The sequence below is a fragment of the Microcoleus sp. B4-C1 genome (assembly GCF_036705285.1).
Classification (GTDB): Bacteria; Cyanobacteriota; Cyanobacteriia; order Cyanobacteriales; family Microcoleaceae; genus Microcoleus.
The window spans coordinates 15009-36849 of sequence record NZ_JAUBUC010000004.1; the positions used below are offsets into that span (position 1 = coordinate 15009).

Below are 21841 nucleotides of genomic sequence, written 5' to 3' on the forward strand. Positions count from 1 at the left end.
GACAGTGATTTTGAGACGGATCACGACACGGATTTTGACACGGATACACGGATGAATAGAATCATCTTACTATTTGCCACTGATTAGCGCCATCTGGCTCTAAAACGGAGTCTCTTCTTGACTTCGTTTTTGAGCTTGCAGCCAGTCAGGGACAAATATCCACTGATGGTTGTCGCGAAACTCAGTAGCTTGAGGTGAGGGAAATACACGCCGCGATAGCAGTCTTCTGTCACCAAAATTCATTAATAAACCAATTGGTAAAGCCGTGTGATTCAGGTAAGTAATGACTTGTCCCAAATACTTTTTATGAAGTGTAGCGAAGGCTTTGATTTCCAGAATAACTTTGTTTTCAATAATAAAATCTGGAATGTACAAACCAAGTAACTGCTCGTTGTAGTAAACGGGAAGGTTTTTTTGTGGCTCAAAACCGATTCCCTCTTTTGTCAGTTGTTGTTCGAGTTTTTCCTGATAAATTGCTTCTTTGTAACCCGGCCCAAGCTGTCTGTGAACGGCCATACCTGCACCTATGATCCGATAAGTTAGGTCTTCATGTGGAGCCTGAATCTTTTCGCTCATTTTTTTCTGTCCAATTGTTGAGATCCTTTTTTCCTTATTTTGGCATAGCACCCAAAAAATTCACCCAGACAGAAAAATTTTTTCTCTGGAAAGCACAGCACTACACGGATTTTGACACGGATACACGGATGGTTTGACTCGTCTGAGGTTTAGCTAATTGGCTAATTTGGCTATCCTCTGTGTATCCGTGTCGTGCTGGTTGCTGCTTGTCCCCTCGCGGGGAAGAGGTGGATCACAATTAGTGATTTTGGCACACAGCACTACACGGATTTTGACACGGATACACGGATGGGTTGACTCCTCGGAGGTTTAGCTAATTGACCAATTTGGCTATCCTCCGTGTATCCGTGTTGATCCGTGTGGTGCTGGTTGCTGCTTGTCCCCTCGCGGGGAAGAGGTGGAGCACAATTAGTGGTTTGGACACAAGGCACGACACGGATTTTGACACGGATACACGGATGGGTTGAGCCGTGTGACTGTTTAGCTAATTGGCTAACTTGGCTATCCTCCGTGTATCCGTGTTGATCCGTGTGGTGCTGGTTGTTTGTTGTCCCCTTGCGGGGAAGAGGTAGATCACAATTAGTGGTTTGGACACAAGGCACGACACGGATACACGGATGGTTTGACTCGTCTGAGGTTTAGCTAATTGGCTAATTTGGCTATCCTCCGTGTCTCCGTGTATCCGTGTTGATCCGTGTGGTGCTGGTTGCTGCTTGTCCCCTCGCGGGGAAGAGGTGGAGCACAATTAGTGATTTTGGCACACAGCACGACACGGATTTTGACACGGATACACGGATGGTTTGACTCGTCTGAGGTTTAGCTAATTGACCAATTTGGCTATCCTCCGTGTCTCCGTGTATCCGTGTTGATCCGTGTGGTGCTGGTTGCTGCTTGTCCCCTCGCGGGGAAGAGGACTGAAGTCCGATGCTGCGAACCCATTCCATTGCCATTAGACAATGTAAGGAGAATCGATCGCCTTTGCCCGATTAATCGCCACCAAAGTCTGGTAAATTAAAGCCGAAATCTCACCGCGGGTAATGTCCCGAAGCGGCGAAAGCCAATCGCGGGAAGGATAATTAACTACAATCTTCAAAGCAGTTGCTGTGGCGATCGCACTCAAAGCATAATTAGGAATTTGAGAGCGATCGGTGTAAACTTTCAAAGTATCAGCATTTCCCCCCTTCAGTTCCAAACCGTTAACCAAAGACACGATCGCATCAGCCTTAGTTAAATTCTGATTCGGGCCGAACTTCAACCCCGGAAACCCCGCCAAAAACCCCCCCCGATTTGCTCGTTCGATCGCACTTCTCGCCCAAAAAGTAGCAGAAACATCAATAAAATTTGTAGCCGGCACCCTCGGAATCGGACTAAACGCACTCACCAACAGCGCCGCATATTGAGCACGGTTTAAACTGTCATCAGGCCTAAAAGAACCGTCAGGAAAACCGCTAATTATATTCGCCGCAGCCAAAGCTTCAATAAACTTCTGTGCCCAATGTCCAGAAATATCGCTGAACACCGCACCGCCGATATTCGGATTGCCGCCGCCCTTTCTCACCGCAGCTTGCACAGCTTTAAAAGCATTCACTTTCCCGTAACCAAACCAATCGCTGCGACCGTTGTTAGGATCGTAATTCCCCATGCGATTGCCCAACTGGGGATCGGGATCGAGATCGACAATTTTCTCAGCAGTTTGTTCGAGAATTCCCCGCACTTCCCGCGCCGTCAAACGGGGGTTAGCCGAAAGTATCAAAGCTGCAACGCCAGCGACTACTGGAGTGGCGCTGGAAGTACCGCCAAAAGTATCAGTATAGTCCCCCCAGTCGTAGCCCCGATCGCCCACTCGATCGGCAGTAAACACCCCCAAACCGGGCAAATACTGCGTCACCTCCGGCGGCGTGCCGATAAATCCGGTTTCTGGCAACCAAGTTCCCGGCGGCGCGTTGTTGCTGGGGGCGCAAACCGAGATGCTGGAACCCCAATTGCTGTAGGCTGCTTTTTTGTTGAGGGAAGTGGAAGCGCTGACGGCAATTACGTCGGGGTGAACGGCAAATCCGTTTAGCCATCTAGTTTGACCCTCCAGGATGTTGTTGGGCCAGCCTTTTTCGTTAACAGTACCGTTGACTGGGCGGTTGGCATTCCCCGCCGCGAACAGAATAACGCAGCCTCTGCCGCCCCGCCCTTGGGTTGCTGCTTTGGTGATAACGGCACTCTGCCGCAGGGAAAGCGGATAGTAAACTGCCGCAGGCCCCCAACTGCAAGAAATGACGGCGGCACCTTTTTGGATCGCCCAATTAAATATTTTTTCGACAGAATTGTCATCGAGAAAACCCGTGGTACGAATGGGCATCAGGGCGCATCCGGGGGCGACGCCGACAATGCCTTTGCCGTTTTCTTCAGCAACGGCGACGCCGGCACAACTTGTGCCGTGGTTGTCTGAGTCGGCGACTGGCATCGGGGAGGTGTCGCCGTCTTTGAAATCGATGGGTGAGACGATTTTGCCTTGGCCTTGAAAATCTGGGTGGGTGATGTCAACTGAATCGTCGGCGATCGCAATTACGATCGATCGAACTCCGCGAGTCAGGTTCCAAGCTGGTTCTGCATAAATTTGAGCACCGCCGATAAGTTCCTTGCCACCTTTGTTGTTGAGATACCACTGTTTGGGATAAAGCGGATCGCGGGGCGTGTAATGCTGCTGCGTCTCTACTAAAATGTTGGGTTCCGCTACCAGAACTTCTGGATATCTTGTCAGGCGGTTGGCAATTTTGATCGGGTTTTCTGTTGCTTGTTTTGTAACTTCACAGACGAAGGTGTTGGGAATTCCTTCTACTGGCCGGACTATGTTTAAAGCTGCTGCATTGGCGATCGCCTGTCGCGATTGTTCGTCTACTTGTTCGCCAAATTGAATCGTAATTTGGTCGGTTAAATAAAAGAATGTACTCGGATTGTTCGCGGGGCAATAGACGTGGCTGGCAAAAGCTACGGCATCGCTGGCGCGGGCTGCTTGCATTGCGGCTTCTAGGCTAGAGGGCGCAACGAGATATTCTTCGAGATTGCTTTGGCCGACGCGGCGATTGAGTTTTGCCCCAGTTGTTGCAGCCCAATCGTTTGAGGCTGATGCTGTTGATGAGGGGCGGACTGTAAAGCGATCGTCCGCTTTTGACAGCAGCAATTCGTCGCCGCCACGCTGCAAAATCACTGCCAGACTTTCATCTGGGACTCCAATTCCTTGATAATTTTGGAGAGTCTCGGAGGTGGGTTTGCTTGGTTCTACCATCAGAAATGTTCCTGTTTAATTTGGATGTAGATTTATCACACATATTTATAAGCCGTCAGGGATGTTTTTGCTATGAGGGGTTTGAAACTGTAACTAACAGCGGTAGTTTTTCCATCAGTCCGCGTCGGACTTAGTTTGTGCGATCGCGTTGCTAGCGGTTTCAACCGCCGAGTCTTTTTCGAGATCAGCAAGTTTTTCAGCAGATAAACACGCTCAAATAAACACGCTAGGATTAACATTAAAAAATTCTCCCAGCGCCTTAGCTTGCGCCTTGCTAATCGCCCGTTTCCCATTAACCACCTCAGAGACTACTCCTTTGGAACCAATCACGCCCACTAAATCGGCTTGTTTGAGTTCGCGAACTTCCATGAAATGCAATAGAACATCCCGGGGAGTCACTTCTGGATCTGGGTAATATTTTGATTCGTATTCTTCGATCAACAGCCCCCAGAGACTCAGTAAAGTTTCTTCTTCTACTGTTAATTCTTCCTTAGACATCAGAAAATCAACTTCTGCGAGGGCAAGATCATTATCTTCTTCGTTCAGGATTGGCTTAGGCTGAGATTTAGCCAGCAGTTGACCGTAAGCTGTTTTTTCAATTGTGATGTTCATTTCTCATTCCTTTGCTTGCTTACTTAGACATGGTTCTCAAGTAGAAGGTGGGTGTTTGTTTCTCGGTATCATGATTTTGACGTGGAGAGTAAATGTTTTGGAGTGATTGAATACATCAGGGAATCTGTAAGGTTTTCCTGATGATTTTAGTAAATTTAACCTATTTTATGTTTGACTTCATCTTCATCATTCCACTTGATATTGTCATATTCGCTATGGGTTAAAAATTTTTTAAAATAAATAATTTTGGCGGTATAGTTTATTTTTACGATTAATCTATACTGATTGCCTTTAATATTAAATATGGTATATCCACAGACTTGATCGACCGATTTGGAATATCCCTGTCGAATCTCTTCTAGTGATTCCCAATCGTTGTCTTTGATGGCCTTGCGCCAGACTGCGATCGCAGCCTTGGCATCGTCGGAGTAGGATTCGATCGCACTCTCCAGATTTTTCTTGGAAATTAGCCTCATTCCAGTACCGTTTTTTACACGACACCTCTACGTTCTCATACTGAGAACATTCTGTCAAGTCTCTACTTGAATTTTTCCTCAAGAGCCTTTTGCCCGATCGCGCACCCTTTGACATTTCAACAAATTTGGTTTACACTTAGCCGGTTGCGATCGCCAATGGTAAGATCGGCTCAAGCTAAATATTTTTTTAAAGCGCATAGGCGCAAAGTAATTTCATGGTATACTCTGGAACTGTTTGCTGGCTTCGCTCCACTGCCCGGATTACGATCGGGGCGATCGCAGCTTTTACCCTGTTGCAACCGCTCCAAGTCCAAGCACAACAACCTTCTGGGCCAGAGAACCAACCGCAAGTCGAGCCCGCCGACGACCCCACAGACCCCAACAATCTTCGCCCTCTGACGCAAGACAGCAGTCTGCTGAGCGTACCAGGAGGCCAGCGTTTGATGACAGAAGCCAGCAGTGCTATTTCCTCTCAGAATTACGCACTGGCTACTCAAAAACTCCAAGAATCCCGCCAAATTTTCAATCAACTGTCCAACTTCTACCAACAACTGGGTAGCAGTTTTGCCGGAATTGACATCCGCTTGGCCGAAAGCCACCGCACCAAAGCTGTAGAAACGGCCCAAATGCGCGACGAAGCTACCTACCGACTCGCGTTGGTACACCGGGCACAAAATAAGCCCGAACTGGCTGTGCCCCTGCTGATTCAGATTATTCGATCGCAGCAGCCAACTCGCGACTTGGGCAAGAAAGCTTACCAGCAGTTACTGGAATTGGGTTTTGTGGATTCGCCCTTTCCCCGGCCTGCCAGCACTCAACCGCGATCGTCTAACAAATAGTTCCACTAAAATCTAAATTACAGCCGTTTATCAGAGAAACCAATGGTTACACCGTCTCAAGTAGCAGAAATGATTAAGGCAGGGTTGCCCGACGCTAAAATACAAGTTGACGATTTGACCGGTGGCGGTGACCACTACCAGGCGAGAGTCGTCTCTGCAGCCTTTGAAGGAAAAAGCCGAGTACAGCAGCACCAACTGGTATACGGCGCTCTCAAACAGGCAATGGCTAGTGAAGCCATCCACGCTTTGGGCTTGGAAACCTTAACTCCTGCAGAATGGGAAGCGAAAAGTCAAGCTGCTTAATTGTTGAGCGGCAATTGGGTATCACAAGTTTGTGCTTGTGTCAAGAGTTGCTTGAAATACAACTGCTGCACTTACCCACAAAAACCAAAGAAACCGGGTTTTTTAACCGGAATCTATGGCTGTAACGAAAGATTTTCCTAAAAAACCCGGTTTCTGCGTCAGTCAACGTTTAAAAATTTTCAAACAATATTAGGACCTACCATGAGTACAACAGCACATCAAAGAATTGACGAGTTGGTTAAGCAAAACAAAATCATGGTGTTTATGAAGGGCAATAAGTTAATGCCCCAGTGTGGTTTTTCTAATACTGTGGTGCAAATTCTCAATACTTTGGGAGTGCCTTACGAAACTGTTGATGTTTTGGCAGACCAGGAAATTCGTCAAGGCGTTAAAGAGTATTCCAACTGGCCGACAATTCCTCAAGTTTATATCAACGGCGAATTTGTTGGTGGCTCGGATATTATGATCGAGATGTATCAAAAGGGCGAATTGCAAGAAGTTGTAGAAGTGGCTTTGGCTTCTTAAATTAGACAGAAAAAACATATCCCCGACTTCTTAAAGAAGTCGGGGAAATAACAGCAATCGCGTTTTACGTTGAATTAGGTTGATTTACTTAATTATTCGTTACCAGGCAAAGCCTAGGAACGCAATGCAGTCGGCTAGGCATCGAATTTTTAGGCTCCCAAAGCGAGGCCGAGCCTGTGGACATCGGTTCCGAGGCATAGCCAGGGAACCCGTTAAAATTGCCAATTCCCAATTCCCAATTCCCAATTCCCAATTCCCAATTCCCAAATCATCAAGGGTTTATCAAACCGAAGTTGCTATTTAATAGTAGTCTGATTCAGCCTGTGTCTGTGTCTGTGGCATTGCAAAATTGGAGGGGTCGTGAATGTAACGCGCTGCTTCTTCCTCTAGTCTGTGAATCAGATAGGGCTCCAAACTGTTGGAGTGCCGCAGGGCTGCTAAATAGCCGTCTAAGTAAAGCCGTAGGTCATCAAAGCGATAACCTCTATTCCACATTTCGACGAGGGCGTCGGTGAGTTTTTGGTAGTGCCGGATTGTTTGGGTGTCTTGTAGCATGGTGTGAGTTTGAAATCCTTTGTGGTTTGTATAATGACGGCGGGATTTAGGAACGGCCTCGATTGATGCTGAGTGGCTCAGCTTGAAGCTATTTCTAAATAAAAGTTTTTACCCTGCTCAACAGGCTACCCTCCATAAAAAATTTCACTCGTTGCAATGCAGTTGCTCGACTTTTTGCGCGCACCTAGATAATTCGCTGTGCGTTTAATTGAGTCGGGATGTGGCTGAATTTGACGGTCAAAGTGGCTGAGTGTTCCGGCTACCGAGCGAACGGTTGGAGGAATTCTAGTTTCACTGGCGCGATTTGTCAACCTCCGGGGAGTAGGGGCTGGGTCGGGGGGATCGCTTTTAGCAGGGGGTTGGGGCATGGGATCGATCGGCTTTACACTGTCTTATTTTCATTGTAAGCTTACCGCCAGAATGATTTCACCTTTCTGCAGGCTGACTCTGCCAAATTAACCCAATCTTTAAAATTCGTACCCTAGGTATGTCCGCTGCTTTAAACGCAGCTCATGCTTGAGTAGCGATGGTTACAAAAGCTTGACAAAAGCTCTGTTAACCTTGTAGCAATTAGTGATATGGGAAGCTCGCCTCTGTGGAATCTGCAAGTATTTCAATTGTTGAAGGGAATCCGCACCTGCGATCGCTCTTGGGCTGGCATCTACAGCAAGTCGGTCACTGGGTGCACCAGTCAGCGGATATCAGTCACGCTAGGGAAATATTTTTCAGCCGCCAGCCAACCCTAGTCATTCTGGATGCCCAATTGCCGGATGGGGACGGTTTGGAATTTTGCAACTGGCTACAACAGCAGCAGCAGTCGCTGATTTTGATGCTGTCGGCGCGGAATTCGGAATCGGATATTGTTGAAGGTTTGAAGGCGGGGGCAGACGATTACCTGACTAAACCCTTTGGGATGCAAGAGTTTATGGCCAGGGTGGAAGCTTTGATGCGCCGTAACCGCACGATGCTACCGCCGGCGACGCTGGAGTGCGGGCTGCTGAAAATTGATTTGGTGCAGCGCCGAGTCAGGTTGTACGAGGAACATATTGAGCTGACTCCCCAGGAATTTAGCCTGCTGTACGTGCTAGCTCAAGCTGGAGGAGTGCCGCTGTCGCGCTCGGATTTGCTGCGTCGGGCCTGGCCTGATGCGATTGATAACCCCCGGACGATCGACACTCACGTACTCTCTCTGCGTAAGAAAATCGAAATTGACCCGCGACAGCCGAGCCTGATTCAAACTGTACGGAATGTCGGCTACCGACTCAATCTGGAGTTGTTGAATGGGAATCAACGGCTTTCTCCGCTGGTACCCGGAGCAGTGCTTTCTTAAACTACGATCGAGCTATAAGTCTGATTTTATTTTGGGAATTGATTGGCGATCGCATCTGTTTTTGCAGCCATAATAAAATCATTGCGGTGCAGTCCAGAAATCGCATGAGTCCACCAAGTCACAGTAACTTTTCCCCACTCGGTTAACAGTGCAGGGTGATGTCCTTCGGTTTCTGCTGCTTCGCCAACGCTGTTTGTAAAGGCGATCGCACTTTTGAAATCCGGGAATTTGTAGGTGCGTTCTATTTGGGGAATGCCATTTTTTTCGATTAAATTCCAGTCGGGAATTTGAGGTTTGAGTTGGACAATTTCGTAAGCTGTGACACGGGGAGAGTTTTGGCGGCAGGCGGCACAGCGTTCTGTTGCTAAAGGTTCCATAAATTGCTTGTTAGCGAGAAGATGCTCAAAGATATTATAAGCTGTTCTACATTTAAACTGTGTGTCCGAAATCAATAAAACTATTGTGGGACGGGCTTCTAGCCTGTCCTGAATTTCCAATTTAAATACGTAACAGCTTAGACATTTCTAATCTAAATTATTTGGGGCGGGGCAACTGTCATTTAAGAGTGGAGTAGACATTGTGATGGAAAGCGTTCCAAAAACACATGAGCAATCATTGAAAATTTCTGCAAATTATCGTTCACCGTGGAATCGCTTAACCGTTGATATCAGGAAGGGGCGGGTTGATTTGGCTATTTCGCTTATAAAACCTTGGTAAACCCGCCCCTCCAAGTGCGATCGCTCAACCGATAATTTTCTTAATCAAATCTAACTTACCTAGATAGGGAGCGTACCGCCATTTTAAGTCAAGTAAAAATGACTTTTGCAGCACGCTTTTTTGATGAGAAAAGGTGTCAAAACTTGCTTTGCCGTGATAGCTGCCGATGCCGCTGTCGCCAACTCCGCCAAAAGGTAAACTTGTTACTCCGACTTGCATAATCGTGTCGTTGAGACAAACTCCCCCCGAAGAAGTTTCCCGCAAAATTCGCTGTTGTTTCTCTTTATCCTTCGAGAACAAATACAAAGCTAAAGGTTTGGGACGGGCGTTGATTTGGGCGATCGCCTCACCGAAATCATCATACTCCAAAACTGGCAAAATCGGCCCAAAAATCTCATCCTGCATCACCGGCGCATCCCAGGAAACATGATCTAAAACCGTCGGTGCAATATATCTATCTTCCGGCTTAACTTGACCGCCCACGACAATTTTTCCGTCTTTAATAAATGCACTCAAACGTTCCACTTGGCGCTGATTTATCACGCGGGAATAGTCGGGGCTTTGTTGCGGATCGTCGCCGTAAAAATCGTGAATTGCTGTTTTAATTGCTGCCATCAAAGCAGGTTTAACTTTTTTATCAACTAACAGGTAATCGGGAGCGATGCAAGTTTGTCCAGCATTGAGAAATTTGCCCCAAGCAATGCGTTTTGCGGTGTATTCAACCTGAATATCTGAGTCTACAATGCAAGGACTTTTGCCACCTAATTCCAAGGTTACGGGTGTCAGGTGTTTAGCGGCAGCTTCCATGACAATTCGACCGATTTTAGTGCCTCCGGTAAAGAAGATGTGATCGAATTTTTCGGCTAGCAGTTGTTGGCTGATTTCCACACCTCCTTCCACCGCTGCTACGTAGGCGGGATCGAAGGTTTTGGATATCATGTCGGCGACAACTTCCGACGTGTGTGAGGCGATTTCCGATGGTTTGAGGATGGCGCAGTTGCCGGCGGCGATCGCCCCGACTAAAGGTGATATCATTAACTGAAACGGGTAATTCCAAGGCCCGATGATTAAAACTACGCCCAAAGGTTCTGGGTAAATGCGGGCTGATGCTGGGAATTGATCTATCGAAGCAGGCACTTTTCTCGGCTTTACCCACGATTTGAGGTTTTTGAGGGCATAATTAACTTCGGCAATCGATGCGATTTCAAGATAAGCCTCGAATTCCGGCCGACCTAGGTCTGCCTTGACAGCATCTACTATTCGTGATTGATTAAGTTCGATCGCACTTTTAAGTTTTTTCAGTTGTTCAAGCCGAAAATCCACATCTTTCGTTTTCCCAGTTGCAAAAAATTGCCGCTGCTGCTGGATAATATCGCTGACGCTGATTACCATATTTATTCCTCCATGTCTATAAATAAATGTTACAACAGGAAAACGGAACTTGGGTAAAGTGCGATGCTGTTAAAGCGCAGACTTCTTGAAGAAGTCTGCGATCAGGGCTTTATGCTATAACTTATAAGGTATTAATTGTAGATTTTTAATTTGAGTTAAGTTATGAAAATATCTAAGAACGATTTTTTTTTCTATTCCTGCTGGCTGCTTTGCTTGCTTGCAGTAGCAGGATGTACCTCTAAGCCCGAAAAGCAAGTTGTCATCTGCTCGAAAGACTTTACCGAACAAGCCATTCTCGCAGAAATTTTAGCACAGCACATCGAAGCTAAAACAGATATCAAAGTAGAACGAGAACTGAATCTCGGAGGTTCGCTTTGCCATCAATCCCTAACAGCAGGTAAAATCGATTTGTACGTCGAATACACGGGTACTGCTTACGCCAACCTGCTCAAACAAAAACCGATTTCTGACCCCAAAAAAGTCCTCGATTACCTCAAACAAGAATATCCCAAACAGTTTAAAGCAGAATGGACGCAACCACTGGGATTTAATAACAGTTTTGCGATTATTGTGCGGGGAGATGATGCCAAAAAACTCAATTTACAAACTCTCTCGCAACTTGGCAAAGCTTCACCTAACCTCCGGGCTGGTTTCGGCCCAGAATTTAACGAGAGAGAAGATGGATTTCCCGGATTGGCTAAAACTTACGGGATTAAGTTTCGAGAACAACCGAAGGAGTTGCTGTTAGGATTGCTTTATCAAGCGCTGCAACAAAAAGAAGTAGATGTGATTGCTGGTAGTACGACGGATGGTTTGATTCAAAGTTTAGGTTTAGTAGTTCTCAAAGATGACAAGGGCTATTTCCCGCCCTACCAAGCTGTTCCGGTTGTGCGATCGCAAATTTTGGAAAAATACCCGGAATTGCGTCCAGTGCTCGCAGAATTGGGCGGCAAAATCTCTGAGGAAGATATGCGGAAACTCAACTATCAAGTTGACGGGGAACAGCAGGAAGCTGGACAAGTAGCCCAGGAGTTTTTGCAGAAAAAGTTGGGCGCTGCAAAGCCCGCACCTAGCGCAAAGTAATGGTTAGTTTCTCTCCTAAAAGTTCACTTTATAGGCGTAGCAGCTTACTTAAAAGTTGGGATTAGAAATTGGTAAGTATTGGGATTTCTACGGTTTCAGCAATTTTATGAGCTAGCTTTTTAAAGTCTCCGTAAACACTTTGCACGGCCTGGATGTGAGAACCAATTGCCCCATCCGCAGGTTTGAGGTGGAACATAGGTTTATGGGCTTCCTGGGCAAGCGGCATCAGACTCTGATAGTGTTTTAGCAAAGCTAAACAGTGAGGATCTTCGGCGATGGAAAGTGTGCTATTTTCCGATTCATTGAGCACAGCTTCCCGATAAATATTAGGAATCCGTGCAATCCATCGCTGATAAGCTTTCACTGGGCGGTCTAGCCGTACCGAGTGTTGCAGGACAATATAACCAACAGGTTGCATTTGACCTTGAGGAAGCTTTAAATCAGGGGCAGGATTTTTCTCTAATCTTTCTAGCCATTCTTGCCGCCAGCGTCTGAGAGTTGGGCCGAGATTTTTCAATCCTTGCAGTGAGAATAAATCCGGTGATAGAGGAACTACTACATAGTTAGCTGCAATCAAAGCGGCCCGGTTAATCGCTCCTAAATTCGGGCCGATGTCTGTCAAAACTACATCAGCTTGATGAACTGTTGCTGCTTCTTGCAAGAGTCGCCAAAAAGCAGAAATGACCCGAAAAGAACGCTCCTTGCGATCGGTGCAGCCGGGCCATTCTGCTGAGAGGTCATCTTCAAATCCAGAGAGCAATAAATCTCCTACCAAGAGTCCCAATCTTTCTTCAATGTGCTCTACTTCTGGAGTAGCAATATCACCAATTCCTCTAACTAAAGGCTGTACGCAGCGAAAAACTGTGTTAGGTCGGTTATTGCCTTCCCACAATTCTTCTAAACGTTCTTCATCTAGAAAAGCAGCAGTCAAATTAGCTTGGGGGTCTAAATCTGCTGCTAGCACCCGCAGCCCTAAATTGCGATACATCCAGGCTAAATGATAGACTAGCGAAGTTTTACCGACGCCACTTTTATTATTGAAAAAAGCAATAATGGGTACTGTCACGGATGCCTCCTAATAATTACTAAAACATGAGCATCTTCGACAACAAACTCCGGTGGTGGACTGCCATTTTTTTGCAGTGAATTGCGAGCTATGGCGATACCCATTCCAAACCTTTGTACATAACCAAGATTTTTTAAGGCTTCTGCTAAGTTTGGATTGCGGTAGTCAGTGATTCCAGGCCTACCAAAATTTTGTCTGTTAACTTGTCCAAAGGGCCCCCCGGGGTTTTGAATTTCAATGCGATCGCTAAACCAGGTAATTCTTACTGGTGCATACGTCCCTTCATAGGTGCGGTGCAAGAGCGCATTTCTAGCAAGCTGTTGCAGTGCTACTAACGGGTAATCTGGCTGCTGGATTTCCACTGACTGAGCGGTAATATCAGAAGCTATTGAGATATGAGATTGCAGTATTTCATCTAACACTCTCAGCATCATAGAAAGTTGCCCGGCAATTTCTTTCTGGTCTTTAATTGGGTCGGTTAGCTCAGTTCCCTCAATTCGCAAAAATTGAATGTAAGCACCCGGTATCAATTGCCTTGGGTCTTTTCCTACTACCAATATACCTAAATTTGTTGGCTGAATTGACGGTAAACTGGTAATAAATCTTACTGATGCTAATTGGTGTTCGACGGTTCTTTGATTTTCTTCTAATATGTCACTAGGCAATGCTGAAGGTAGATATTCCTGTTGAAATAAAGTTAAATTTAAGTCATCTAGTGTCCCGGAAGGCAAAGATTGAATATCAAAAGGTAAATCTCTGGAACGCCGTTTTTCTGAGAGACGGCGCTCTTCTTCGGCTGTGGCAGTAGCGCGGCGGGGGCCCACCCGTACCCAGATTCGCCCCTCATAGCGGACAGGGGGTGCATCTGATGGTTCTACAATGACTGCTGCTAACTCGCATCCCGCAAGCGTTCGCTTTTGCACGGTTATCGCGGGAAAAGGCAGTATATTTCCATCTGAACGCATATCCGAGAGGGTTAGTAACAGTTGAGCGGTGATGCTCAAATTGGCACAGCTTCCATCATCATTAACACCTATAAATAGTACCCCTGGCTGTTGGTGGTTTGGCAAGTCGTTGGCAAAAGCGCATATAGCCTGACGGAGTTTACCCCTATCGGATGTTGAGGCCTTGCGCTCTACTCGATCGGATTCAATGTCTTTGAGGAGATTTTCTAACTGACTGTCATCCATGCTTTAACTTATTTCTCGTAAATTATTCTTACTGTTTGGTAACAGCAGACTGCGGCTAGTTTGGGAATTGTTAAGAGTTTAAATAGAAAAGTTTATTTTCAATTACTACTTACCAATTTCCCGCATCAGCCGCTAAATTAAATTTCTAAGTCCCTTCACTCAGCCTCCGCAAATTCAAAATATCGCTCATCTTTTTAATTTGCATACAAGTCCGCTCGAACTGTTGTTTATCCTGGATATCCATGCACAAGTCAATTAAGGCCGGCAATCCGGGATAGGTTTTGACTTGAGCGCTGCGGACGTTTACTTGGTTGTCCTTCAAATGCGATAAAACATCATTGAGAACTCCCACTCGATCGAGGGCTTCAATTTGAATATTAACCGGATAAGTGTTGGGTCGAGATTCATTGCGGTTGCTGGAATTCCAACTCACAGGAACCAAGCGATCCCCAGGTACGCTCTCAACATTTGAACATCGTTGTCGGTGAATCGAAATTCCGCGAGTGCGAGTCACAACTCCAATAATTGATTCCCCAGGAATCGGACAGCAACAGCCGGCTAAATGGTAGAGCAATCCCTCTACACCTGCGATGGGCGATTTGCTCGGAGATGAACTCGGTACTGGTTTCGGTGTCGTCGATGCAGGTATTAGCTGGGGCAATTCGTGGGTTCCTGCGGGAGCAGCTTCAATTTTTTGCTGCACTTTTACTAAATCTCGCAGTCGATTTACTACGAGATTTAAGGTAACTTCGCCGTAGCCCAAACCGGCGATTAAATCTTCGACGCTGTGGTAGTTGCAGCGCTGAGCCACAGACTGCATGGGTTCAGATTTTAGCAAAGATTCTAAGCCGTTTTTACCTAATTCTTTTTCCAGCAATTCCCGCCCGCGAGCAAGATTTTCATCTCGGTGCGATCGCTTCAACCACTGACGAATTCGGTTTTTTGCTCCGTTTGTCTTGACAAAATTCAGCCAGTCGGAACTCGGATGACCATTTTTTTGGGTCAATATTTCTACAATATCGCCATTCTTTAAAACCTTGTCTAGTGTCACCATTCGCCCGTTGACTCTCGCACCGGTGCAGTGATTGCCAATTTCGGTGTGAATGCGGAAAGCAAAATCTACGGGAGTTGACCCGCTATTGAGAGCAATTACGTCTCCGTTAGGAGTAAAAACGTAAATATCTTCGTCGAATAAGTTGTCCTTAATGCTTTGTAAATATTCGCGATCGTCTTTGAGGTCGCTTTGCCATTCAAGGAGTTGTCGCAGCCAAGTAAATTTTTCGTCATCGCCGGTGACTTTTGTGTTAGAACCGCCAGTTTCTTTGTATTTCCAGTGCGCGGCAATGCCGTATTCTGCAATGTGGTGCATGGCTACGGTGCGAATTTGCACTTCGATGGGGCGGCCGCTGGTTCCGATTACTCCGGTGTGCAAAGATTGGTAGCGGTTGGCTTTTGGTAAACCGATATAATCTTTAAAGCGGCCGGGAATCGGGCGGAAAGAATCGTGGACGATCGCCAAAGCCCGATAACAGTCATCATTGGTTTCTACTATGATCCGCACCGCCGCAATATCGTACACTTGGTTAAAGCCTTTTTGGCGGCGCTGCATCTTCCCATAAATTCCGTACAAATGTTTGGGACGACCGCTAACTTCATAGCATTTAATGCCTAAATTGTCAAGCCTTTCTCGCAAACTATCTGTGACTTCTGCGAGTTGAGTTTCTCGATCGGCCCGCTTCACCGCCACCAATTCCTGAATTTCGCGGTAAGCTTCAGGTTCCAGGTATTTAAAGGCTAAATCTTCCAATTCCCACTTAAAGCGGCCGATACCCAAACGGTTCGCCAGGGGAGCAAAAATCTCTCGGGTTTCTAGAGCAATACTGCGCTGCTTTTCCTCGGACAAATGCTCCAAAGTCCTCATGTTGTGCAGCCTGTCTGCCAGTTTGACGACAATGACGCGAATATCTTTAGCCATTGCTAGGAACATTCGGCGGAAATTTTCCGCAAGGCGCTCTGTTTTGCTGGAAAAATTAAACTTAGAAAGCTTGGTGACACCTTCAACCAACTGTCGCACTTCGGCGCCGAACCGCTGTTCTATTTCTTCGAGAGTAATATCTGTATCTTCAACAATGTCGTGGAGGAAGCCGGCGGCAATCATGACGTTGTTGCCGCCCATATACCGGAGTATTCCAGCGACAGCTACCGGATGGCAAATGTAAGGTTCTCCTGATTTGCGGTATTGTCCTTCGTGCAAGTCGCGGGCAAATTCAAAGGCCCGACAAATTAAGCTGTCGTCAGTCGAACAATTATGGTTAGGGCCGCCATCCGGCTCCGATCGAGCATTCAGGCATTCTTGCAGCCAATCGGGAACTACAGCAGGATCGATCGAAGGAGAGGGAGTCAGAGTGTTCGCGTTCATGGGGTACACCTTTAAAACTTAGAAATACAAATGGTTAAAAGCCGGTTTTCGGTTGAATTGCCGAAATTATGTGTTTAGCTATACTAAACTAATTGAATGCCACAATTTGCAATTCAAAAAAATAGTCGATTTTTCTCAAACTATACCTATCTAATTCCGAGTCGCCCCCCCTCGCAGGTAGGAAAAGATAGTGACACCACTGCTGCCGCAGCAGTCTGTCGATCGGGGAAAATCGGGTAAAATAAGCATATTTTGGCGGTAGCCGTTGAGGTTGCGGGCGATCGGCATTTACCGGCAACGCTAAACTAAAAGCAGCAGCCAGAAGGGTAGAGTCAGGGCAGCAAATCAAAAAAAGTTCTCACAAAACAGGGAATAGCTCCAAAAACGCACAGCTTCCCTCCCTATGAGCAAACTTAAGTAAGTATCTACTTTGATTATAAATACAAATTTGTTTACAAAATCATGATATTGTCCGAAGACCGCCGCCAGTGCTACCAAGAATTACAGCAAGCACTAGAACAACTACAAAGAACTGCTGCACAGGATAATCTGGATCGGGCCGCGCTGGCGATCGAATACACAAAAGTGCAACAATTTTTCGGAAACCAAATTATGAGAGCCGAAAGCGATGAGTTAGACGCCTCAGAAACACCCCCAGAGCAGTCCTATTTGACGGAAATTCACAAGCAACTGCGGTTATTGGGGACAGATGTCACCTTTTTGCAAGCGTCGCGCCAGCCAGCGACAGCAAAGGCGAGGCAAACTGGGGCGATCGCGCGGCTCAACACGCTAATTGGCTACTGTGGCGCGCTGCTGCAAAAAAATTCTGGTTCTTCAGGGCCCGCCTAGATACAGAATTAATAATTGAATTAACAGGGAATTAATAAGGCAAGGAGAAATAAAGCGGTGGAATGTCCAAAATGTAAACATCCCAATTTAGAAGGCGGTACCTTAGCCGGCCGTATGTCGGTGCAGTGGTGTCCCAACTGTTACGGTATCTGGATTCCAGGCAGAGAATACGAAGCTTGGCAAAAAGAGCAAAGCCAGTGGTACAACAAATCCGAGAAGCCTGATGCGACAGCGACTCTCGGCATAGAATTCACGCCGTCTCCCTACGACAGCAAAGCAGCGCTGTGTCCCGAAGACGGTCACTATCTGTCGCGGGCGAAAGTTCCTTTCAGCAGAGTGCCCTTTTACATAGAGCGCTGTATGTTGTGCGGGGGCATTTGGTGCGATAACGGCGAGTGGGACATTCTCGAAAGTCTGGGATTCCACACCGAGATTGACAAGATGTTTTCTCCGAATTGGCAAGCTAAGGCCCGCGTGCAAGAACTCGCCTCTCGCGAACGTCAAGTGCTGACTGAGAAGCTGGGGCCGGATATCGCCGGATATGTGTTGGAACTCGCGGAAGTTTTAGCAGACCATCCTCACGCAGATTGTGCCGCTACTTACATACTGCGGAGAGCTGAGTTGAAGCGCAGGGAAATTTAGTCAGTTGATGGTTGTCAGTTGTCAGTTGTCAGTTGTCAGTTGTCAGTTATCAGTTATCAGTTGCTCGGTGAATGATGTACTAATAAAAGCTTTGTTTGTAGCTATTTTTATTTGTATTTACAAACAGCAGATCAGTCTCTTGCCAATAACTAATAACTCTGAAACAATAAGAAGTAACAGCCAGTATATTGACCATTAAATAACAAATAACAACTGACAACTGACCGCTGACTACTGACAATCAAGCATCCACGATACAAGCCCCCGAATTTATCCGTGGGGTTAATGCTTTAATTCTTTAATCTAAAATCCAAAATCTAAAATCTAAAATCGATTGACTAAGGACTAATGACTAATGACTAATGACTCTTCTCTATTTTTCGTTGACAATCTGCGAGTCGCTTATCCTCAGCGGCGAGGCCAATCCGGTTGGGCCGTGGACGGGGTTTCCCTGACGCTGAAACCGGGGGAAAAGCTCGGATTAGTTGGGGAGTCTGGGTGCGGTAAGTCAACTTTGGGAAGGGCGGCGATGCGGTTGCTGCCGGATTCAACGCTGATTGAGGGGCGAGTTAGTTTTGCTGGAGAGTCGGTGTTTGATATGAATGCTTCGCGGCTGAGACGGTTTCGGGGCGAAGCTGTAGCATTGATTTTTCAAGATCCGATGACTCGTCTCGATCCTTTGATGACTGTAGGAGAACATTGCATCGAGACTTTGCAAGCTCACCGACCGAATTTGGATCGCAAGCAAGCTAAGAAACGGGCGATAGAAACTCTGGAAGCTGTGAAAATTCCCGCGTCTCGCTGGTCGCAATTTCCCCACGAATTTAGCGGCGGAATGCGGCAAAGAGTAGCAATTGCTTTGGCTCTTTTGCTCGATCCCAAATTAATTGTGGCCGACGAACCGACTACAAGTTTGGACGTAACTGTAGCTGCTCAGATTTTGCAGGAATTAACCAGACTTTGCGAGGAACGGGGAACGGCTATTTTGTTGATTTCTCACGATTTGGCGATGGTGGCTGAGTATTGCGATCGCATTGCGGTGATGTACGGCGGTAAAGTCGTAGAAACAGGGCCAGTGCAAAACGTGTTTGAAAAGCCGCAGCACGAATATACTCGATCGCTCCTCAAAGCAGCTTTGCACATTCAAGCCGATTCTGACAAAGGGTTAGCATTCGAGGAAATCAGGACTGAAGCCGTTACTGCAAACTTAACAAATGCGCCTCTTTTGACTGTAACGAATTTGCAGCAACACTACAGTTTAGAAAGCAATTTATTAGATCAGTTGTTTTCCAGGAATCGGCAGGTAATTAAAGCCGTAGACGGCGTTAGTTTAGAGCTACAACGGGGAGAAATCCTAGGGCTTGTGGGGGAGTCCGGCTGCGGCAAAAGTACCTTGTCACGCACGATTTTGCAGCTAATTACCGCGACAGGTGGAAAAGTGGAATTTCAAGGAATAGATATAACTGCCCTGAACCGCGATGCTGTGAGGAAGCACCGCCGCGAAATGCAAATGATTTTTCAAGACCCCCACGCTTGCCTGAATCCGATGATGACTGTCGGGCAAAGTATTGCTGACCCTTTGTTTATTCACAAATTAGCTAATGGCAGCGAAGCGAAAAAACAAGTAATCCAAATGTTAGAGCGGGTGGGTTTAAGTCCAGGGGAGGATTTCTTTCGTCGCTATCCGGGGGAATTGTCAGGAGGACAACAGCAGCGAGTTTCGATCGCCCGCGCTTTGATTACTCGCCCGCAACTGATAATTTGCGACGAACCGGTGAGTATGCTGGATGCCAGCGTGCAGACTCAAGTTTTAGAGCTGATGTTGGAGTTGAAGCAGGAATTTAATTTGACTTATCTGTTTATTACGCACGATTTGTGGGTGGCGAGATTTTTTTGCGATCGTATTGCGGTAATGAATGCTGGAAAAATTGTTGAAATCGGTAAGACTAGGGATATTTTTACTAATCCGCAGCACCCTTACACTCAGCAGTTGTTGCAGGCTGCTCCTTTACTAGCCCGAACTAATTGATTTGGGATTTGGGATTTGGGATTTGGGATTTGGGATTTGGGATTTCGGAAATTTCGGGTTAAATTGGTTAAAGTTAAGGGATACTTTTCAAATCCTTCCACCGACACCAAGCACGATATGGCAGAATCTGACCTAGGCAGTTTTGCGGTGGCACCCGAAGCCTCATTCGCGATCGCAGAAGATGAAGACACCGAGATCGATCGTCCGACGGTAACTCGATCGTCAGCATACAACAACTGGTCTGCCGACGATCCAGTGGGAGCTTTGTTCAAGGAAATGGCTCGGTATCCTCTACTGACAGCAGCCGAAGAAGTAGAGTTGGCGCGCCGCGTTCAAGAATTGGTAGCCCTGGATGAACTAGAACAGCGTTTGCAGCAGGAATTGGACAGAGTGCCGACAAAAGCTGAAATCGCAGCGGCTTTGGGGATAAGCGAAACTCAAATGCAACAGCTTCGCCACCAGTGTCAGTCGGCGAAACGGAAAATGATCAGCTCGAATTTGCGCTTGGTGGTTTCGATTGCCAAACGCTATCTTAATCGGGGCGTGCCTTTTCTCGATTTAATTCAGGAAGGAGCTCTGGGTTTGAATCGGGCCGCCGAAAAGTTCGATCCGGAGAAGGGTTACAAGTTTTCTACTTATGCCTATTGGTGGATTCGCCAAGGAATTACCCGGACAATTGCCAATCAAGGGCGCACGATTCGCTTGCCTGTTCACATTGTCGAACAGTTAAATAAACTCAAAAAAGTTTATCGAGATTTGAAGCGTTCTCTTCAACGAAATCCAAGTGAAACTGAACTTGCTAGAGAAATGCAAGTTAGTTGCGAACAGCTTCGCTACCTCCAGCAAGTACGTCGGCAATCTTTGTCTCTCAACCACCGCATCGGCTCCGAAGAAAGTTCGGAACTTTTGGATGTTCTCGAAGATAACGCGACGCAATCTCCCGAAGCTCAGATGAATGAGATGATGATGCGCCAAGATATTTTGGAGGTGTTGGACAGTATTTTGACTGAGCGGGAAAAAGAGATTGTTGCTATGCGTTACGGTTTGCTGACCGGCGAACCTTACACTTTAGAAGAGGTCAGCAGTTTGTTCAATTTGTCCCGCGAACGAGTCCGTCAAATTCAAAATAAGGCAATGCGAAAGCTGCGCCGCCCTCAAGTGACGGAACGATTGAAGGGCTGGTTGAAATAAACTAAAAAACATTGAGTTGGCATTTGTAAAAATCTTAAAATTATTGTGGGGTGGCACTTCGAGGCCACCGTAAATATGCTGCTTTAAGGTGGAAAAAATTAATTAAAAATTACAAATTAAAAATGTCTGGATGTGGTATTTTTAATTGTTGATTGTCGCGTACTACTTACTTATTTATGTCTTCTGAGGTAATTTTGCGTCCAGCTACCCGCACCGACGTGCCGGTGCTGTTTGATTTGATTAAAGCTTTAGCTGAGTACGAAAAATTATCTCATGCCGTTACTGGCAATGCGGTTGATTTGGAGCATCATTTGTTTGGCGATCGACCTTTTGCTGAAGCGGTTTTAGCCGAGTGCGAAAATCAAGTTGTGGGCTGGGCGCTGTTTTTTTACAATTATTCTACTTTTTTAACTCAGCCGGGAATTTATTTGGAAGATTTGTTTGTGCTGCCTGAGTTTCGAGGGCGGGGAATTGGCAAGTCTTTGATAGTTTATTTAGCGCAGTTGACGGTGGAAAGGGGCTGCGGGCGTTTGGAATGGAGCGTTTTGGATTGGAATGAATTGGCGATCGGATTTTACAAGGGTATCGGTGCTGATGTGATGCCCGACTGGCGGATTTGCCGGGTTGCGGGCGAGTCTTTGGCAAATTTGGCATCGAAGTAATTCAGGCGTGTGGAACAGGCATCTTGCCTGTGTGTGGAACAGGCATCTTGCCTGTGTGTGGAACAGGCATCTTGCCTGTGTGTGGAACAGGCATCTTGCCTGTGTGTG

At 46.6% G+C, this 21841-nt stretch carries 23 protein-coding genes; 10 read left to right on the forward strand and 13 right to left on the reverse strand.

The window, feature by feature from the left end; all coding sequences use genetic code 11:
* Window positions 1–99: 99 nt before the first annotated feature.
* The 5 genes from QUB26_RS02440 to QUB26_RS02460 form a co-directional block, all read right to left on the reverse strand.
* Complete coding sequence (locus tag QUB26_RS02440) at window positions 100–576, reverse strand: GxxExxY protein (RefSeq protein ID WP_332982260.1); 477 nt, start codon at window positions 574–576, stop codon at window positions 100–102.
* A gap of 949 nt (window positions 577–1525) precedes the next feature.
* Window positions 1526–3853 (reverse strand): S8 family serine peptidase, encoded by a 2328-nt coding sequence (locus QUB26_RS02445; protein ID WP_333316414.1) that lies wholly within the window; start codon window positions 3851–3853, stop codon window positions 1526–1528.
* A gap of 35 nt (window positions 3854–3888) precedes the next feature.
* Entirely contained in the window at window positions 3889–4092 is a 204-nt protein-coding gene (locus QUB26_RS02450) for a hypothetical protein (RefSeq protein ID WP_333316416.1), read from the reverse strand.
* Entirely contained in the window at window positions 4067–4465 is a 399-nt protein-coding gene (locus QUB26_RS02455) for a helix-turn-helix domain-containing protein (protein ID WP_006634032.1), read from the reverse strand. The genes QUB26_RS02450 and QUB26_RS02455 overlap by 26 nt, the downstream gene beginning before the upstream one ends.
* Before the next feature lie 155 nt (window positions 4466–4620).
* Entirely contained in the window at window positions 4621–4941 is a 321-nt protein-coding gene (locus QUB26_RS02460; RefSeq protein ID WP_190657699.1) for a type II toxin-antitoxin system HigB family toxin, read from the reverse strand.
* Between the two features lie 215 nt (window positions 4942–5156).
* Here QUB26_RS02460 and QUB26_RS02465 point away from each other — a divergent pair, with 215 nt between their 5' ends.
* The 3 genes from QUB26_RS02465 to grxD all read left to right on the forward strand — a co-directional run bounded on the left by QUB26_RS02465 (window position 5157) and on the right by grxD (window position 6608).
* Window positions 5157–5780: a hypothetical protein gene (locus tag QUB26_RS02465; protein ID WP_333239642.1), complete on the forward strand. Its 624-nt coding sequence runs from the start codon at window positions 5157–5159 to the stop codon at window positions 5778–5780.
* Window positions 5781–5822: 42 nt separating this feature from the next.
* Entirely contained in the window at window positions 5823–6083 is a 261-nt protein-coding gene (locus QUB26_RS02470; protein WP_333052524.1) for a BolA family transcriptional regulator, read from the forward strand.
* 201 nt (window positions 6084–6284) lie between these two features.
* The gene (grxD, locus tag QUB26_RS02475) at window positions 6285–6608 is read left to right on the forward strand and encodes a Grx4 family monothiol glutaredoxin (RefSeq protein ID WP_333201083.1); all 324 of its coding nucleotides are present in this window, start codon (window positions 6285–6287) and stop codon (window positions 6606–6608) included.
* A gap of 300 nt (window positions 6609–6908) precedes the next feature.
* Here the strand turns inward: grxD and QUB26_RS02480 are convergent, their stop codons facing one another.
* Both QUB26_RS02480 and QUB26_RS02485 read right to left on the reverse strand, forming a co-directional pair.
* Entirely contained in the window at window positions 6909–7163 is a 255-nt protein-coding gene (locus QUB26_RS02480) for a DUF6761 family protein (RefSeq protein WP_333101986.1), read from the reverse strand.
* 125 nt (window positions 7164–7288) lie between these two features.
* The gene (locus tag QUB26_RS02485) at window positions 7289–7531 is read right to left on the reverse strand and encodes a hypothetical protein (protein WP_333316418.1); all 243 of its coding nucleotides are present in this window, start codon (window positions 7529–7531) and stop codon (window positions 7289–7291) included.
* A 227-nt stretch (window positions 7532–7758) separates the two neighbouring features.
* On the opposite strand from QUB26_RS02485, the gene QUB26_RS02490 reads away from it, so the two are divergent.
* Complete coding sequence (locus QUB26_RS02490; protein WP_333316420.1) at window positions 7759–8493, forward strand: response regulator transcription factor; 735 nt, start codon at window positions 7759–7761, stop codon at window positions 8491–8493.
* Window positions 8494–8519: 26 nt separating this feature from the next.
* On the opposite strand, the gene QUB26_RS02495 is transcribed toward QUB26_RS02490, so the two are convergent.
* On the reverse strand, window positions 8520–8870 hold the full coding sequence (locus QUB26_RS02495) for a 4a-hydroxytetrahydrobiopterin dehydratase (protein WP_333316422.1): 351 nt from the start codon (window positions 8868–8870) through the stop codon (window positions 8520–8522).
* Window positions 8871–9234: 364 nt separating this feature from the next.
* Complete coding sequence (locus QUB26_RS02500; protein WP_333316424.1) at window positions 9235–10602, reverse strand: aldehyde dehydrogenase; 1368 nt, start codon at window positions 10600–10602, stop codon at window positions 9235–9237.
* 162 nt (window positions 10603–10764) lie between these two features.
* On the opposite strand from QUB26_RS02500, the gene QUB26_RS02505 reads away from it, so the two are divergent.
* Window positions 10765–11685, forward strand: coding sequence for a glycine betaine ABC transporter substrate-binding protein (locus QUB26_RS02505; RefSeq protein ID WP_333316426.1), 921 nt, complete (start codon window positions 10765–10767; stop codon window positions 11683–11685).
* A gap of 61 nt (window positions 11686–11746) precedes the next feature.
* Here the strand turns inward: QUB26_RS02505 and QUB26_RS02510 are convergent, their stop codons facing one another.
* The 4 genes from QUB26_RS02510 to QUB26_RS02525 form a co-directional block, all read right to left on the reverse strand.
* Window positions 11747–12751 (reverse strand): AAA family ATPase, encoded by a 1005-nt coding sequence (locus tag QUB26_RS02510; RefSeq protein ID WP_333239652.1) that lies wholly within the window; start codon window positions 12749–12751, stop codon window positions 11747–11749.
* The gene (locus tag QUB26_RS02515; protein WP_333239654.1) at window positions 12748–13941 is read right to left on the reverse strand and encodes an ATP-binding protein; all 1194 of its coding nucleotides are present in this window, start codon (window positions 13939–13941) and stop codon (window positions 12748–12750) included. Before QUB26_RS02515 ends, QUB26_RS02510 begins: the two co-directional genes overlap by 4 nt.
* Window positions 13942–14086: 145 nt before the next feature.
* Window positions 14087–16360: a bifunctional (p)ppGpp synthetase/guanosine-3',5'-bis(diphosphate) 3'-pyrophosphohydrolase gene (locus tag QUB26_RS02520; protein ID WP_333316428.1), complete on the reverse strand. Its 2274-nt coding sequence runs from the start codon at window positions 16358–16360 to the stop codon at window positions 14087–14089.
* A gap of 88 nt (window positions 16361–16448) precedes the next feature.
* Window positions 16449–16709, reverse strand: a complete 261-nt coding sequence (locus tag QUB26_RS02525; protein ID WP_333052543.1) for a hypothetical protein — start codon at window positions 16707–16709, stop codon at window positions 16449–16451.
* Window positions 16710–16822: 113 nt separating this feature from the next.
* On the opposite strand from QUB26_RS02525, the gene patD reads away from it, so the two are divergent.
* From patD to QUB26_RS02550, 5 genes are all read left to right on the forward strand, one after another.
* The gene (gene patD, locus QUB26_RS02530; protein WP_333316430.1) at window positions 16823–17209 is read left to right on the forward strand and encodes a heterocyst frequency control protein PatD; all 387 of its coding nucleotides are present in this window, start codon (window positions 16823–16825) and stop codon (window positions 17207–17209) included.
* Window positions 17210–17266: 57 nt separating this feature from the next.
* A complete protein-coding gene (locus QUB26_RS02535; protein WP_333052547.1) occupies window positions 17267–17851 on the forward strand; it encodes a zf-TFIIB domain-containing protein in 585 nt (194 codons plus the stop codon).
* Window positions 17852–18206: 355 nt separating this feature from the next.
* A complete protein-coding gene (locus QUB26_RS02540) occupies window positions 18207–19880 on the forward strand; it encodes an ABC transporter ATP-binding protein (RefSeq protein ID WP_333316432.1) in 1674 nt (557 codons plus the stop codon).
* A 117-nt stretch (window positions 19881–19997) separates the two neighbouring features.
* Complete coding sequence (locus QUB26_RS02545; RefSeq protein ID WP_333052553.1) at window positions 19998–21071, forward strand: RNA polymerase sigma factor, RpoD/SigA family; 1074 nt, start codon at window positions 19998–20000, stop codon at window positions 21069–21071.
* A gap of 176 nt (window positions 21072–21247) precedes the next feature.
* Complete coding sequence (locus QUB26_RS02550; protein ID WP_333316434.1) at window positions 21248–21733, forward strand: GNAT family N-acetyltransferase; 486 nt, start codon at window positions 21248–21250, stop codon at window positions 21731–21733.
* Window positions 21734–21841: the final 108 nt, after the last annotated feature.

What these genes read in the sequence shown, in the direction of transcription:
- QUB26_RS02440 (WP_332982260.1), bottom strand. Translation starts at nt 576, where the DNA reads ATGAGCGAAAAGATTCAGGCTCCACATGAAGACCTAACTTATCGGATC.
- QUB26_RS02445 (WP_333316414.1), bottom strand. Translation starts at nt 3,853, where the DNA reads ATGGTAGAACCAAGCAAACCCACCTCCGAGACTCTCCAAAATTATCAA.
- QUB26_RS02450 (WP_333316416.1), bottom strand. Translation starts at nt 4,092, where the DNA reads ATGTTAATCCTAGCGTGTTTATTTGAGCGTGTTTATCTGCTGAAAAAC.
- QUB26_RS02455 (WP_006634032.1), bottom strand. Translation starts at nt 4,465, where the DNA reads ATGAACATCACAATTGAAAAAACAGCTTACGGTCAACTGCTGGCTAAA.
- QUB26_RS02460 (WP_190657699.1), bottom strand. Translation starts at nt 4,941, where the DNA reads ATGAGGCTAATTTCCAAGAAAAATCTGGAGAGTGCGATCGAATCCTAC.
- QUB26_RS02465 (WP_333239642.1), top strand. Translation starts at nt 5,157, where the DNA reads ATGGTATACTCTGGAACTGTTTGCTGGCTTCGCTCCACTGCCCGGATT.
- QUB26_RS02470 (WP_333052524.1), top strand. Translation starts at nt 5,823, where the DNA reads ATGGTTACACCGTCTCAAGTAGCAGAAATGATTAAGGCAGGGTTGCCC.
- grxD (WP_333201083.1), top strand. Translation starts at nt 6,285, where the DNA reads ATGAGTACAACAGCACATCAAAGAATTGACGAGTTGGTTAAGCAAAAC.
- QUB26_RS02480 (WP_333101986.1), bottom strand. Translation starts at nt 7,163, where the DNA reads ATGCTACAAGACACCCAAACAATCCGGCACTACCAAAAACTCACCGAC.
- QUB26_RS02485 (WP_333316418.1), bottom strand. Translation starts at nt 7,531, where the DNA reads ATGCCCCAACCCCCTGCTAAAAGCGATCCCCCCGACCCAGCCCCTACT.
- QUB26_RS02495 (WP_333316422.1), bottom strand. Translation starts at nt 8,870, where the DNA reads ATGGAACCTTTAGCAACAGAACGCTGTGCCGCCTGCCGCCAAAACTCT.
- QUB26_RS02500 (WP_333316424.1), bottom strand. Translation starts at nt 10,602, where the DNA reads ATGGTAATCAGCGTCAGCGATATTATCCAGCAGCAGCGGCAATTTTTT.
- QUB26_RS02505 (WP_333316426.1), top strand. Translation starts at nt 10,765, where the DNA reads ATGAAAATATCTAAGAACGATTTTTTTTTCTATTCCTGCTGGCTGCTT.
- QUB26_RS02515 (WP_333239654.1), bottom strand. Translation starts at nt 13,941, where the DNA reads ATGGATGACAGTCAGTTAGAAAATCTCCTCAAAGACATTGAATCCGAT.
- QUB26_RS02520 (WP_333316428.1), bottom strand. Translation starts at nt 16,360, where the DNA reads ATGAACGCGAACACTCTGACTCCCTCTCCTTCGATCGATCCTGCTGTA.
- patD (WP_333316430.1), top strand. Translation starts at nt 16,823, where the DNA reads ATGATATTGTCCGAAGACCGCCGCCAGTGCTACCAAGAATTACAGCAA.
- QUB26_RS02540 (WP_333316432.1), top strand. Translation starts at nt 18,207, where the DNA reads ATGACTAATGACTCTTCTCTATTTTTCGTTGACAATCTGCGAGTCGCT.
- QUB26_RS02545 (WP_333052553.1), top strand. Translation starts at nt 19,998, where the DNA reads ATGGCAGAATCTGACCTAGGCAGTTTTGCGGTGGCACCCGAAGCCTCA.
- QUB26_RS02550 (WP_333316434.1), top strand. Translation starts at nt 21,248, where the DNA reads ATGTCTTCTGAGGTAATTTTGCGTCCAGCTACCCGCACCGACGTGCCG.